This window comes from Psychrobacter sp. CX21 (assembly GCF_057396255.1).
Map to the genome: position 1 here is coordinate 1 of NZ_JBXYJG010000018.1, position 13,838 is coordinate 13,838.

Annotated in this window: 10 protein-coding genes and 1 pseudogene; 6 read left to right on the plus strand and 5 right to left on the minus strand. The window is 40.7% G+C overall.

Annotated features, from left to right (window positions below):
- Positions 1-222: 222 nt before the first annotated feature.
- The 3 genes from AC2SLP_RS10055 to AC2SLP_RS10065 all read left to right on the plus strand — a co-directional run bounded on the left by AC2SLP_RS10055 (position 223) and on the right by AC2SLP_RS10065 (position 2,206).
- Positions 223-975, plus strand: a complete 753-nt coding sequence (locus AC2SLP_RS10055) for an IS5 family transposase (RefSeq protein WP_486534912.1) — start codon at positions 223-225, stop codon at positions 973-975.
- Between the two features lie 51 nt (positions 976-1,026).
- Entirely contained in the window at positions 1,027-1,185 is a 159-nt protein-coding gene (locus AC2SLP_RS10060) for a hypothetical protein (protein WP_486536538.1), read from the plus strand.
- Between the two features lie 784 nt (positions 1,186-1,969).
- Complete coding sequence (locus AC2SLP_RS10065; protein ID WP_486536580.1) at positions 1,970-2,206, plus strand: DUF6531 domain-containing protein; 237 nt, start codon at positions 1,970-1,972, stop codon at positions 2,204-2,206.
- A gap of 551 nt (positions 2,207-2,757) precedes the next feature.
- On the opposite strand, the gene AC2SLP_RS10070 is transcribed toward AC2SLP_RS10065, so the two are convergent.
- On the minus strand, positions 2,758-3,450 hold the full coding sequence (locus AC2SLP_RS10070) for an IS3 family transposase (protein ID WP_486536539.1): 693 nt from the start codon (positions 3,448-3,450) through the stop codon (positions 2,758-2,760).
- A gap of 61 nt (positions 3,451-3,511) precedes the next feature.
- Between AC2SLP_RS10070 and AC2SLP_RS10075 the strand changes: the two are divergent.
- Positions 3,512-4,213, plus strand: a pseudogene (locus AC2SLP_RS10075) (IS1 family transposase).
- A 211-nt stretch (positions 4,214-4,424) separates the two neighbouring features.
- Here the strand turns inward: AC2SLP_RS10075 and AC2SLP_RS10080 are convergent.
- Positions 4,425-4,622 carry a transposase gene (locus tag AC2SLP_RS10080; protein ID WP_486536540.1) on the minus strand — a complete coding sequence of 66 codons (198 nt, stop codon included), beginning with the start codon at positions 4,620-4,622 and terminating at the stop codon, positions 4,425-4,427.
- Between the two features lie 138 nt (positions 4,623-4,760).
- Here AC2SLP_RS10080 and AC2SLP_RS10085 point away from each other — a divergent pair, with 138 nt between their 5' ends.
- Positions 4,761-6,893, plus strand: coding sequence for a ShlB/FhaC/HecB family hemolysin secretion/activation protein (locus tag AC2SLP_RS10085; protein ID WP_486536541.1), 2,133 nt, complete (start codon positions 4,761-4,763; stop codon positions 6,891-6,893).
- Between the two features lie 328 nt (positions 6,894-7,221).
- Here AC2SLP_RS10085 and plsB read toward each other — a convergent pair whose 3' ends face one another.
- The gene (plsB, locus tag AC2SLP_RS10090) at positions 7,222-10,086 is read right to left on the minus strand and encodes a glycerol-3-phosphate 1-O-acyltransferase PlsB (protein WP_486536542.1); all 2,865 of its coding nucleotides are present in this window, start codon (positions 10,084-10,086) and stop codon (positions 7,222-7,224) included.
- Between the two features lie 533 nt (positions 10,087-10,619).
- Between plsB and AC2SLP_RS10095 the strand changes: the two genes are divergently transcribed.
- Positions 10,620-11,501: an acyl-CoA thioesterase gene (locus tag AC2SLP_RS10095; RefSeq protein ID WP_486536581.1), complete on the plus strand. Its 882-nt coding sequence runs from the start codon at positions 10,620-10,622 to the stop codon at positions 11,499-11,501.
- 244 nt (positions 11,502-11,745) lie between these two features.
- Here the strand turns inward: AC2SLP_RS10095 and AC2SLP_RS10100 are convergent, their stop codons facing one another.
- Both AC2SLP_RS10100 and AC2SLP_RS10105 read right to left on the minus strand, forming a co-directional pair.
- Positions 11,746-13,080 carry a lytic murein transglycosylase gene (locus tag AC2SLP_RS10100; protein WP_486536543.1) on the minus strand — a complete coding sequence of 445 codons (1,335 nt, stop codon included), beginning with the start codon at positions 13,078-13,080 and terminating at the stop codon, positions 11,746-11,748.
- Positions 13,081-13,511: 431 nt separating this feature from the next.
- Complete coding sequence (locus tag AC2SLP_RS10105) at positions 13,512-13,793, minus strand: DUF503 domain-containing protein (RefSeq protein WP_486536544.1); 282 nt, start codon at positions 13,791-13,793, stop codon at positions 13,512-13,514.
- Between the last annotated feature and the right edge of the window lie 45 nt (positions 13,794-13,838).

Genomic DNA, 13,838 nt, shown 5'->3' on the forward strand with positions numbered 1-13,838 from the left:
GTAAATCTTGATTTTTTCATGTCGAAATCTCCTGCTAGTATTTTAGCAGTTAGTTTCTACTTTTAGGTGTTATTATTTTTTGGGAGGATTACCAAGAAGTGTATTTATGTAAATTAACAAAAATTGACTAGGGCGTGTGGAACATTGGTGTAAAAAGGAGGTGACAAAAAAATAGCAAACGACTACCCTTTAAGTTCTCACACAAAAAAGAAATCGTTTGCTATGCCTCGAACCATGCTCAAAGATGAACACTGGACAAGACTAAGACCTATACTACTAGAACTTAAGATGTATGACAAAGGAAATCTTAGACGTACTGTAGAAGGTGTACTTTATCGTATGCGAACAGGGTGTCCTTGGCGTGACGTACCTGAAGATTTTGGCAAGCCTAATACTATCTACAGGGCTTACCACCGTTGGTTTAAGAGTGATAAGCTAGTTAAACTTTTTAAGCTTATGATTAAAGACTCAGACCTTGAGTGGGTGTTTATAGATGGTACCCATATAAAAGCTCATCAACATAGCAACGTAGCTTATGATAAGGAGCAGGCCATTAGTAAAAGTGTCGCCGGGCGTGCCTCTAAAATCCATCTAGCAGTAGATGCTCATGGTAACCCTATCACCTTTATTATCACTGATGGTACCACTCATGATGTTAAAGTTGCGACAGACTTAGTTGACCAAGTGGATTTGAGTAATACGGCAGTTGTCTGTGCTGATAAAGGCTATGACTCAGATGATTTAAGAGAGCATATTGAACAAGCCGGTACAGGTAGCAATATTCCTAAAAAAATTAATTCTAAAACAGGGAATAGCCATATGGACTGGGACTTGTATAAGATCAGACATTTAGTTGAAAATGCCTTTGCTAACTTAAAAAGGTTCCGTGCTATAGCGACTAGATTCGATAAACTAAAGCAAAGTTATGAAAATAATGTCGCTTTAGCTTGTGCTTATATTTGGCTGAAATTATGAATGTTCCACAAGCCCTAAAAATTTAGGGAGTGTTGGGGAGTTTATATATGCATGAATGTACAAACTGAACTTATAAAAGCTGTTCTCAATCTCGTCGGAGACATAACTAAAGAGGGTGAAGGTCATTTCTATTATTCAGTTGATGATAAAGAAGGTAAAAAACGTAGATCAAAATTGGCTCTAGAGTTATACAAAAAAGGATTACGATAGCCGATGAAGTCCAGTATTAAAATAAAAACCTTACTAATTCTCGAGTTTTTACTTAGCGTAGTGCTATTCTATAACTATATTGTTTTTTTTGTGGATATGGTACCAGTAAAATGCAGCAACTATGGACAATTCAATATGGGTTATGGTGTCGCATTCTTATACATATTTTTTAAGACTTTTGTTATAAATACTGGTCTTTTGATTATCTCAATGAGAATTAAGCGTCAATTTTATTATATCCTTGTTTTGATGATCTTTATCTTACTCGCATTAACTATGCCATTTCCATGTTAAAACATTGTCTTTGCTTCTTATTCTAATGATAGGCGTATGGATATTTTCAGTATTGTATTGTTCTTTAGTGTAGTTTCGTGTTTTTATTATTGTTCTCATTCAGAAAATTGTCATTGTGACAACATGCAAAGGTTCGTCTTGGTATTGTAGCTAAAACCCATAATAATAAGTACTATAGTTCAGAGCCTTTTCCGAACACGTCGACATTAACTAAAAAAACCCGTGACAACTATCAGTCAATAAAATATTATAGAGAAATATTAATAATTTATTTTACTAGTCTCTAACAATGCGTCTATTTTAGCAAGCTGTTCTCCTCTTATCTCTAATCATCACAAACATAAGTTTCGCAAACAGTATCTTTAGTCCTGCCACAAGCACAATGACTACCTGTAACGTTATAGGTACAAATGGTCAGCCTTAATGTACATCCACGAATACACCAACCAACGTTGATGGAGTTCAAAACAACAGAGCTGGCGGCAACCCTATTAACCTACTTACCGGCAACAAATTTGAATCAGCAACAGACATAGACGCAGTTGGCGGAGAATATGCCCTAAGGCTGAATCGCTACTACAACTCCAAATGCACGCAGCGAGGGATATTGGGCAAAGGCTGGCGTAGCGACTATGAAATGCAGCTACAAGACACCGGCGACAAGATTGACGTACTCCAAGCAGACGGTAGAAAGATCAGCTTCACCAAGACAGCAGACACCCTATAGATAACACAAGCCTACTTATCACGCGTTACAAAGCAGACAAAGCAGAGCTTGGCCACCTTGAGCGCACCCAAAACACAGACATCAGCAAACCTGCTTGGATATGGCACCTACCTAATGGTAAAGCGTTTGAATTTGTTGCACACAAACAAGCGGGCATCACTAATAGTGAAGGTCGGTATCGGTTTGGACAGCTGAGCCGCATCGCTGAAGACAAAAACAACGCAGATAGCGGTTACTGGTCACTTACCTATGATGTCAAAGGCAATCTTGCCCAAGTAACAAATCAGCTAGGCGACACCCTAAAGTTTAGCTACCAAACTACTCAATACGACCTACCCAAGATCACCCTTAGTAAAAGCAATAGTAACAGCAGCAGCTCTCAAGTATGGCAATACTACCTAGATAAAAAAGGTAATCTTACTCAGGTCGTCAGTCCTACCGGTGTGCGTACAGGATATGCGTATAAAGACCCCAACGATAAACATAACTTAAGGAAATACCCCCATACTTAACACAACATCATCGTAGAATAATTAAGCCACCTGCCTGTACTAAGCAGGTGTCATATCATTAAGTGAATCATGGGGTCTTTGGGTGTTATAAACCTTGATCCAGTCTTCAGTCAGCTTATTGATTTCCTTTAAATTATTAAATAAATAGCAATCTAAAACCTCATTGCGGTAACTGCGATTAAACCGTTCAATATAAGCATTCTGATAAGGACAACCAGGCTCAATATAATCAATAAAGATATCATGAGCTGGTGCCCAGTCAGTAAACACTTTAGAGGTAAACTCACTGCCGTTATCCACACGAATCTGCTTAGGATAACCATGCCACTCGGCTAACTGATCAAGGTAGCGAATCACTCGAAGCGAGGAAATACTGGTGTCAATATCAATGCCTAATACTTCACGGTTGTAATCATCGATCACATTAAAGGTTCGAAAGCGAATATTGTTGTATAGGCTGTCGCTCATGAAATCCATTGACCAAGTATGTCCTAATGTATTTGGTACACTTAACGGCTGAGGATTGCGTGTTGGTAGACGTCTTTTAGATTTACGACGTAGGTTTAAGTTTAACGCGGTATAAATACGGTGTACGCGCTTATGATTCCATGAATAGCCAAGCTTACGTATGCGTTTAAAACACTTTGGGAAACCCCAACGATTGTGCTTGTCAGTAAGTTTATTTAAAACCTCAATAATCTCACTATCATCAGATAGTTGGTGGTGTTTCAAAAAGTATGCTTAAAGTATAAAAGAAGTTGTGACAGCCAGAGCAGATTTTATATTTGAGGTTATGAAGACACAAATAGAACTTAACTGCTCCGAATGTTACAGTACAAGTGTAAAGAAAAACGGTAAAAAAAGCTATGGTAACCAAAACTACCAATTTAAGAGATGTAAACTCCAAGTTATTGGCGACCATGCTTTTACCTATCAAGGCTGTCATTCAGCCGTAGAGAGCAGAATTCAGTTAATGTTAGTCAGAGGCTGTGGCATTCGAGATATTGATGAAATAGCCACTGTGAGCATAGGTAAAATACTAAATACGATTCAAGGCTGGACATACCAATTTACCCCGAGGCGACAGTACTACCAAAGACTTGAAGTCGATGAGTTTTGGACGTATGTAGGCAAGAAGAAGCGTAAAGTTTGACTCATTTATGTATATGACCGTAGCACAGGTGAGATAGTAGCTTATGTATGGGGTAAACGTAAATTAAAGACAGCTAAAAAGCTTAGAGCCCGTCTCAAGCAGCTTAAAGTTGACTATGGGTATATAGCTATGGACAACTGGGACAGCTTTATCACGGTTTTCAAAGCTGACAATAAACGAATTAGTAAAAAACATACTGTCGGTATTGAAGGCAATAACCGCCGGATAAGACAACGATTAAGACGAGCTTTTAGAAAAACTTGTGGTTTTTCTAAAAAGCTCGATAACCATCTAAAGACCTTTGATTTGCTGTTCTTTTACATCAATTATGGGTATGTCTAATGTCAGCATACTTTTTAAAACACCACCAGATAGCTTAGGCTTATAGTAGTAAGCAGTTCGACTCATTAAGACCACCTGACAGCTTAAATTATTACTAACACCATATTGCGTCTGTAACTCTAGCACCCGGGATTTGCGTTCGGGTACAGGCGCTATAGCTTTCTTATAATATCTTCCTGCATCTGCGCTTTAAAGCTTAAATCTGCATACATCAATTTAAGCCTACGGCTTTTTTAAGCTCTTTTAAGCGTTTGACGTCAGACGCTTCCATGCCTACATACTTGGATCGCCATTTATGGAAGGTCGAGCTAGCAATACCATATTTACGGCACAGATCTTTAGCAGGTATCCCAGCTTCTGCTTCTTTTAATATCGATACGATTTGGGTCTCAGTCATTCGTTTGCTCATATCAAAACACCTTATAGGTATTTTATAAGAAATTCTACGTTTGAGCTGTGTTATTTTAGGGGATACTTACAATCCTATATGTAGCCCGTAATTATGACAGTTATGGGTTTTTTTATAATTTTAAACCAGTAGGCCATTATGCATCCTAAACGTCACACTAATAATCACAGTAAAAAATATATAAATTACGCAATTTGTGCTGCCTTTAAGCCTCATTTATTTAAACATCAGTCATTTAAACAGCAATCTTCTCAACAATGTGCATTTCATCCAGCAGTGACTAAAAATCTATCACCGCATTTAGCTTATATCATGGGTCTTGGCGCTTTAGGAATTATCCTGCCATCAATGGGTCATACTGCGGCACAGATAGAGCCAATAGCTGAGTCTTCTATGCAGCCTGTCGATGTCAATGAGGCGTTACGTCAGCCCATTGAGCAACAACAGATCTGGCAGGAGGCGCTACATCAGCAACGTATCGAGTCTTTGCAAAATACACAGGTTGAAGACCCGGTAGATACCCAAATTACTGAATTTTCAGAACCAGGCGACCCTACCGATCCAAGCCTTACTGACGATGATGTCACGTCGCCACAAGAAAACATGCCTGCGCGACTTAAATGTCTGTCTGTGCAACGTATAAAGTTAGATTCATTACCTGAGCTCAGCCGCTCCACTCAAGCAAAATTACGTCAACAAGCTGAGCAAATCTCAACTGACATGATCTTACCTGCGTCTGATACGAAACGCTGTGTCACTGTCTCAGATGCTAACAAGCTGATTCGCGATATTACACAAGCTTATCTGGAAGCAGGATATTTCAAAACATCGATTCAACCTGAAACGGTTAGTCCATCAACCGTTATCTGGCGCGTATATGTAGGAAAAATTACAGACATAGATAACCAAACGACGCTACCGACCAATCGATTGTTCGGGAGTATCATAGGTGATCCTGCCAATATGTCATCGCTCGATCAAGCTGTTAGCAATGCCGAAAGAGTGATAGATGGCAAATTATTATTAGATGTTTATCCAGTAGGACAAGACAATCAGGATGTACGTCTTAAAGTTACTCAGCAAGGTGATATAGATACCGTCACTACGGATTTAGAGTGGCGTTATGACCCTAATGATAGCTACGGGCATAATGAACTAAAGCTTGGAGGCAAGATTAGTAACGTTCTGGGTCAAGCAGATCTTACATCGGTGTCTGTACAGCAAAGCTTAACCAATAAATATGGCTACGATGAAGACAATCAGCGCCGTAGTGCCAGTATCTATAGCATCGTTCCTAATGGTAAGTGGCAATGGTCAGGTTTATTAGCCGCTGATGAGTACACACGAACCACGCCTTTAGAAAATGCCACTTTAGAGCAGACAGGCGATAGCTGGCAAGCCAACCTGCGATTGGATTATACCTTTGATCGTGACCAAGACAGTATTTCTACAGTGTATGGGCAGCTTGCTCATAATGATGTAAATAGTGAGGTACTGGGTAGTAAAATAGATATCCAAAGTCCAACCATTAGCAGCGCTCGTATTGGTGCTAGCCGGACAACGCTATTTAATAATAAAAAAACTAACAGTAGCCATAAATCCTCCTCCAAAAATGTGTCCAGCAATAATAATGACGCTCATAAAGTAGTATCAGGTGCGTGGGTCGTTGATTTAAGTGCAGAACAAGGCATTGGTAATCATGATAATCCTGCTACTAACCAAGGGCTAAGCGATGAATATTTGCGCTGGTTGTTGTCTGGATATTTGACGCATCAGCATTCGTTAGGATCGGCGACTAAACCGCAAGGCTATTGGCAAATGACGCATCAGCTAGAAGCTCAATATAGCGATGATCAGCTATTTGGTATTAATCAGCAATCTTTGGGTTCAACTTATGTTGGTGTACGTGGTATAAAAAACACCTATTATGCAGCTGAAACGGGGATTACGCTTCGTAATACTGTAAGCTATGAGCCAACGCCATCGGATTGGTGGTCGCTTAATAATCATAAAATACGCTGGTCGCCATATCTTGGCGCTGACTACGGGTTAGTCAAAGACACAAAAACGCTATTAAACGATGATAAAAGCGATGCTTATAGTGGAACTATTGGGCTTAAACTGACCGGATATGATTCAAAAAATAATGCACTAGATAAACGTTGGTTATTGGATGTTAGTGTCAGCCGTGCTCACGTAGACTATGCAGATGATCGTTTTGATGGGTCACAAGATGCAGAAATATCAGCCGCTTGGAAATGGTATCTTTAAATAAAGAGTCTATGGTTTAGTAAGTCTATGGTTCAAAATTTTTCAATTAAGAGACTTCATAAAGATATTGCTTTTTAGCTATCAACATAGTTAGCAATCCTGGACACAAAAAGGACAGCCTATGCTGTCCTTCTTAGGTGCTACTTATATAGTCAGCGGACTACTAAACAGTTACGGTGTTAACCTGACTAAGCCTACATGAGTTATATTAGCACTTGGTTGCCTTGTGTCCATTTTAGACTTCTTTGACTATTCTTTTTAACACAGAAAATTTACTATGATTAGTAAATTGTCAGCTTGATATCTAACAATAACAGAGCATATAATATTAACGCTTACGGTTAAATTTGCTTAAGCGCTTATTATTAATCTCGCTAATAGCATGCTCGATTTCGGCATCGTTTAAACTTGCGACATGCTCTACAATCAGCATCATTTCAGGGTTCAATATATAGTTAGCGTGTACCGCGATATTATCAATACGTTCGTCGAATGTTAACAGCCCCGTAGTTTTGTCTTTATTCACATAATCTAATCGAATTAATGCATTTAAAAAACTGGTAAATAGGGCGCGATCAAAGAAGTCTGGAATGTCATCTGCGTACAGTACTGACAAGCGTTGACCTAATAGATGACATAGATCAACCACTTGCTCGGCTGTTAAATCTCCTGAGCCTTGTTGAGCCAGTAATGCTAGCGTCATGAAATAACGTTCAAGGCTCTGAGACACCGAAGATGCCAGCATATCTAACTGCTGATATTGTTCGCTATTTTTTTCAGGTGCGATTAACATGTCATCACCGATATCAATGATGACACCTTGATCAATCAAGCTCTTTAACGATTTATCAATCAATTGCGGCAAGTTACGTGCGGAGCAATATAAAAAAAGCTCACTTTGTAAGAAGGGATACAGTTCACTAACAATATCTTCTAGATGTTGACGCTCAATATGACCGTTACGATATACCAGCGCAGCTAAAAAAGAGGGCATGATAAAGACATGCAAAATATTATTACGGAAATAACTCAATATCGCATTGTGTCTAGGCATAACTTTAATGATATCGCCTAAGATATGCGGTGTACGCTCAATCAATTTAAGCTTGATACCATAATCAATAATTGAATGCGGGTCCATATCAGTGATGATGGTTTTGTCAGCGTAAGGTACTTGCATGGCGATGCGTTGACACAGGGCTATTTGATCACGGCATATCTCTTCATCTAGGGCAGCTTTGGGTGTAGAGAGTAGTACCAGCGATAATAGTGAAATCGGGTTGACCACAGCCGCTTTATTAATGTTCTGCATGATTTTTACACCCAGATTATCCACCATGGCTGAGGTTTTTTCATCAAGGGGTGTGTCAGTGCGGTCAGCGGGTAGGCTATTGGGTGCGACGTCAAACTTCTGCATGAAGTCATCCATAAGTAGCGGCGTTCCAAAGCTTAACTGAACATGACCAAAGATACGTTCAATTTTACGACTTACCTTTAATAATGCGAGCAAAGACTCAGACTCTTTTGGATTGCCCTTAAGCTCGCCAATGTATGTACCGCCTTCCATGAGACGCTCATAACCAATATAAGTCGGTATAAAGGCCATAGGTCTATTGGAGCTACGCAAATGACTATGTACAGTCATGGCAAGCATACCAAGCTTAGGGGGTAAAAGGCGACCTGAACGCGAGCGTCCGCCTTCAATAAAATATTCAATAGGCGTGTTACGCTGGATAAGCGTATGCATATATTCTCGCAGTACTGCCTTATAAAGCTCGTTTTCCTTAAAGCTACGACGAATATAAAAGGCAATAGCTCCGCGCAGTAATGGGCCTAATACAGGTACATCAAGATTGTCGCCTGCAGCAACATAAGGCAGGCTTAAGCCTTTTTTAAAGATAACGTAACCGAGGAGTAGATAGTCTACATGGCTTCGATGACAGGGTACGTAAATGATCTCGTGTGTGGTGGCAAGCTCTCGGACTTCTTCAAAATGATGAACTTCGACCCCGTCGTATAGCTGAGTCCATAACCAATTTAAGAATATATAAAAGAACCGAATGATCGAGTAGTTATAGTCATTTGCAATCTCATTGGCATAGTTACGTGCCAATTTTCTAGCTTCTGTCATGCTTATATCAGAATGTGCGGCTTCTTCCTTACAAGCATGCTCGATGGCAGGCGAGTAAATTAACTTTTCAACAATATTGCGCTTGTCCGACAAATCGGGACCTATCATACTTTGGCGTTGACTGTCCAAAAACGCACTAAGACTATGTTGAACCAATAAGGTAAGACTAAAATTAGCTTCTTCTGCCGTTAATAAAGCCGTTGAGCTGGATGTTTTGGTTTCGATGTTCTTTTTGGCTTGAGTTAATAGCGCTTCTTCATCACTCTCAAGATCAGAGTCTTGGAGGTCTAAGTTTTCGGGTGAAAGCGCTGAAGCGAGTGCCGCAGACAGATCGTTGTCATCAACACTATTAAGAGTTGATGATGAATCAGAGATAGACTCAATCATCTTATGTAAGCAAATAGGAGAATGAAACTGTACGAAAGTATCACGGCCCATAACACCAATGTTAAACAGCTGTTTAATAACCGATGGATCTTCCCAGTTATTGGCCATTAATAACTTAAATAAAGAGTCTTCATTATCTGGAGCACGGCCCCATAAGATTGAAACAGGCACCAGATTAATTTTTGGTGCAGGATTCCGACGACACGCAGTGACCAATCTGGCTAACCGAGGAGATACCTTACGCTCATCGGCATTGGGATGTCTTAAAAAGATAACTGCCGCATTCTCATCAATCTGATGCGTCTCATCTTCCACCCCGACCAGTGCCGGCGGAAACCCATGCTCTTTGGTCTGTAAATCTACCAAGATACTATTGGAGCGCGAGTATTCTCGTAATACATAAAAGGTTAGGGTGTCATCGGATGGCATAACCTCAGGAAGCTCGCCAATAACTTTTGGCTTGACGGCTATATCGAGTGTCTTGCCTGAGAGCATACGATAAAACTGATTGACTGAGCGTCCAGAACGTGAGATTGCCGCAGTCGCTTGTGCCGCTTGCTCTTGGAAGCTTACCGAGCGAGAAGACTGAGACTTTTTGTCACGACGTCTCTCTTCTGACTGACGCTGTTTTTTTAAACGCTTTTTAATAGAATGTAACAAACGATTTGGTCGCATAAGTTGTCGTCAAACCTAATAATTGAAAGTGGATATGGTGCCATATATTGTGTAAAAATAAAACACTTGTTCTCTGAAATTTTTATTCACTATGAGTGTAAAGGATTAAGCGGTTAATAACTTAACAATCATGTTACTAAATTTATTTGAAATCGTTTTATCATAGCATAGTGTGCAGTGAGAAAGTCTAAGTAAACTTCTTAATAAAATTAAATGCTGATATAGCCGCTGAGGCAGGACAAGTCAAACCACTATACATTTATAACCATTTGTAAGCATTTATAGCCACTTACAAGTATCTATAAACATATAATAGACCAATTATTTCGCTCTATTGTCTGAACAATAAAGTAACCTAAGCCTTAAAAATAAGCGATTGTAGGACGACAATTGATGGTTTGGTGTATCGATAGTATAATGGCACAGTTTATATAAATATTTGTGCGTATGTATAATACGGCAACATAGTAAACTCTATGATGTTAAAAAAATGATGCATATATCTGCTGGAGAACTGAGTGCCTGATAATAGAATGCTTGTTGAACAATTGCTAGATACTTTGGAGTTAAAAGAGATCGAGCCTGATGTATATGAAGGACGTAGCTTTGACTATGTGGGTAAGCGGATATTTGGTGGACAGGTACTTGGTCAGGCAATTATGGCAGCGGCGCATACACTCGATGAAGACAAGCCTTGCCATTCGTTGCACGGGTATTTTTTGCGTGGTGGCAGCATTAACCAGACTGTTGTTTATAAAGTGAGACGACTGCGAGATGGTCGCAGCTTATCTGCTCGTGAGGTAAATGCTGTGCAAATCAAAGAAGATCAAGAGGGTAATTGCGTCGAACAAGTGGTGTTTACTATGATTGCTTCTTTTTCACCCATGGAAGGCGGTCTGGATTATCAAGAGGCCATGCCCGCTTACCCGCCTCCAGAAGATTTGGAATCAGAGCAGTCGCTAAAAGAGCATTTTGTCGGTAGTGTGCCCTCTGCACTACGTGAGCGCTTTATGCGTCCACGACATGTTGAGATTAAACCTGTTAAACCGCGTGACCCCATCCATCCTGAACCGATGGAACCTAAACAGGCCAATTGGTTACGTATCTGTGAATTGGGCGAGCAGCCGCTAGCCATTCATCAAGCTTTATTGGCATTTGCGTCTGATTATTATTTGGTAGGGACAGGATTGATGTCGCATGGCATTAGCTTTATGACTAAGGGTCTACAGGCGGCTAGTATTGATCACTCTATGCATTTTCACCGTCCTTTTGATATCAATGAGTGGCTGCTTTATGACATGTGGAGTGATACGACCTCACACTCAAAAGGCTTAAATCATGGACAATTCTGGCAAGACGGTAAGCTTGTCGCTACTGTGCAACAAGAAGGCTTGATGCGCTTACGTGGTTCATAACTATTTATACGGCCATCAATGCTATCATTAATACAATCTGCAATACAGCTTGCTCACTTTGCAGTTAGCTTGATAAACAGTTAGCTAGATAAACAGTTAGCTTGATAAACAGTTAGCTATTTATAAAATATCACGCTTGCGCTGAATATAAGAGTTCAGCGCCTAACTGAATAAGCTGAATAAGATCAATAATAAATAATAAATGCTCATAAACCTGTAAGCGTCTACTATAAAGCGCCAGTGCTTACCATATTAAAGAAGCAGCACTGCGCTGGCTCACAAAGCCATCAGGAGTTTGACCATTCGCCGCCTGCCAGCGCGCAAAAGCAGATCGCGTATTTGAACCCATAATACCGTCAATACCTTTAGTATCGTATCCTGAATTTGTTAAACGCTGTTGTAACTGACGAACCTGATACGTGGATAGAGGCTGCTCATGTCTAGGCCACGGGGTACGCAGACCGCCTTGATTGGAGATAGCCCGTCCGAGTAGGCTCACCCCTAGCGCATAGTTAGATGAATTGTTATACACTTTAATCACATCAAAATTAGGGCTTAATAGCAGTGCAGGGCCCTCTTTACCCGCAGGTAACCAAAGCTCCATAGGCGTTGTTGGCTCGACATACATATTGCTGAGCGCGGTAATGCCCATTGCTTGCCAAGTAGACGCAGGCAGCTTCTGACCAATAATGCCATAATCAAATGACGTCGGCAGGGTCACCTCATAAAAAGGTGCTAACCCTCGAACCCATCCAGAATTTTTAAGATAATTTGCAGTAGAGGCTAGAGCATCGGCAGTGGTCCAAGGTTTACGCTGCCCATCGCCATTACCATCAACGCCATGTGCAAGCCAAGTGGCAGGGATAAACTGAGTCTGACCCATGCCGCCCGCCCAAGATCCATTTAGCTGAGACTGATAGACATCTCCGCGCTGGAGCAGCGTCATAAGTGCCATCAATTGTTCTTCTGCAAAGTTGCGGCGGCGTCCATCGTATGCCAAGCTGGCAAGCGAGCTTGGGATATAGCTATTACCCGTTACCGCACCAAATGATGATTCCATACCCCAAATAGCAGCAATGATATCTGCATCGACACCATACTGAGCTTCAAGACGATTAAGCAGTGAGCGCTCTTGATTAAACTTACTAATACCACGGCTCACACGGCCACTTGAAACCGCTGAATCTGCATACTCCCAAGGCATCTTGGAAAACTCAGGTTGGCTGGAGTCAAGAGAGATAACCTGATAGTTTAATTGTGCAGTATCTAGCAAACGGCGCACATCATTCGCGTTGTAGCCTTCACTAATGGCGCGTATGGTAAAGTCAGATTTCCAATTAGCAAAGCTGTTATAGGATGTGGGCGGCTGTGGTTTAGGTGGCGGCTGCGGCGAGGACTGCTGCGGTTGCACAATAACCACAGGTGCAGGTTTTGTCATTGGGGTTGTGACAGGAATATTTTGCACAGGCGCTTTACTAACACAGCTTGCAAGAAGGATAGCTGGGCCTAGAACCGCAACGCCTTTTAGTAAAGTAGAAGTGTTTTTATTATCTATAATAGGTTGAGTGACTTTCATCATGATTTAGGTCTCATACAAAGCTTTCGATAAAAAATGGTAATCAAAAATATCAATAATCAAGAGTGGCAGTTCAAAACAGTGCTAATCCGTATTAAATTACTCTATCAACAAATTGTGTCAAAGTCGATAATCAAGCCCAGTCCTGACCTCAAAATTATGGGTTTAATAACACAACTATAACGTGAGCGTATAGATACACACTGTTGACACTCTTTTAAACTCTGTGTGGGGCTTAAACTGACAAGGTTAGCCTTAACATCGGGGTTCTTTAATAAGGGAGAAATATGCGGTACAAGCTGAGTCTATTTTAAGCCACTATGGCCGTGCCTCGTCCCTCGGCGAAAAGCAGCAAGGCTCATACCGTGGTCATTTAAAAGTTATGAGTTAAATATTACTACTTGCATAATAGCTATAAGGCTTAGTTAAAGTCCTTAGATAAATTCCTTCTCAATATTCATAATCCGCCCGTCGACTATACCTTGTAGCTTGTCTTCAATTTGAGCACACGTAGATTCAACCTCACGTTTGGAGACTTGGGCGATGACAAACGACCACTCACTAGCATCATGCCGATCTCGCTCGCCACTTTCACAAACCGCAACCGCTGGATTTTTGCCAAAACGTTGATGTAGACCGCCAACACGAGAGCGTTTCTCTTTTAACGAGGCACAGCCGGGTAGGGAAAAGGTTACGGTTAAAATTGCAATGTGCATGGTGATCTCCTGTTCTTGCAAAGTAATTATGCAAAACTCCTGTTT

Excerpts from the sequence above, each read along its gene's own strand:
- AC2SLP_RS10100 (WP_486536543.1), bottom strand. The coding sequence starts at position 13,080 with ATGATGAAAGTCACTCAACCTATTATAGATAATAAAAACACTTCTACT.
- AC2SLP_RS10080 (WP_486536540.1), bottom strand. The coding sequence starts at position 4,622 with ATGAGCAAACGAATGACTGAGACCCAAATCGTATCGATATTAAAAGAA.
- AC2SLP_RS10060 (WP_486536538.1), top strand. The coding sequence starts at position 1,027 with ATGAATGTACAAACTGAACTTATAAAAGCTGTTCTCAATCTCGTCGGA.
- AC2SLP_RS10105 (WP_486536544.1), bottom strand. The coding sequence starts at position 13,793 with ATGCACATTGCAATTTTAACCGTAACCTTTTCCCTACCCGGCTGTGCC.
- AC2SLP_RS10055 (WP_486534912.1), top strand. The coding sequence starts at position 223 with ATGCCTCGAACCATGCTCAAAGATGAACACTGGACAAGACTAAGACCT.
- AC2SLP_RS10085 (WP_486536541.1), top strand. The coding sequence starts at position 4,761 with ATGCATCCTAAACGTCACACTAATAATCACAGTAAAAAATATATAAAT.
- AC2SLP_RS10095 (WP_486536581.1), top strand. The coding sequence starts at position 10,620 with ATGCTTGTTGAACAATTGCTAGATACTTTGGAGTTAAAAGAGATCGAG.
- plsB (WP_486536542.1), bottom strand. The coding sequence starts at position 10,086 with ATGCGACCAAATCGTTTGTTACATTCTATTAAAAAGCGTTTAAAAAAA.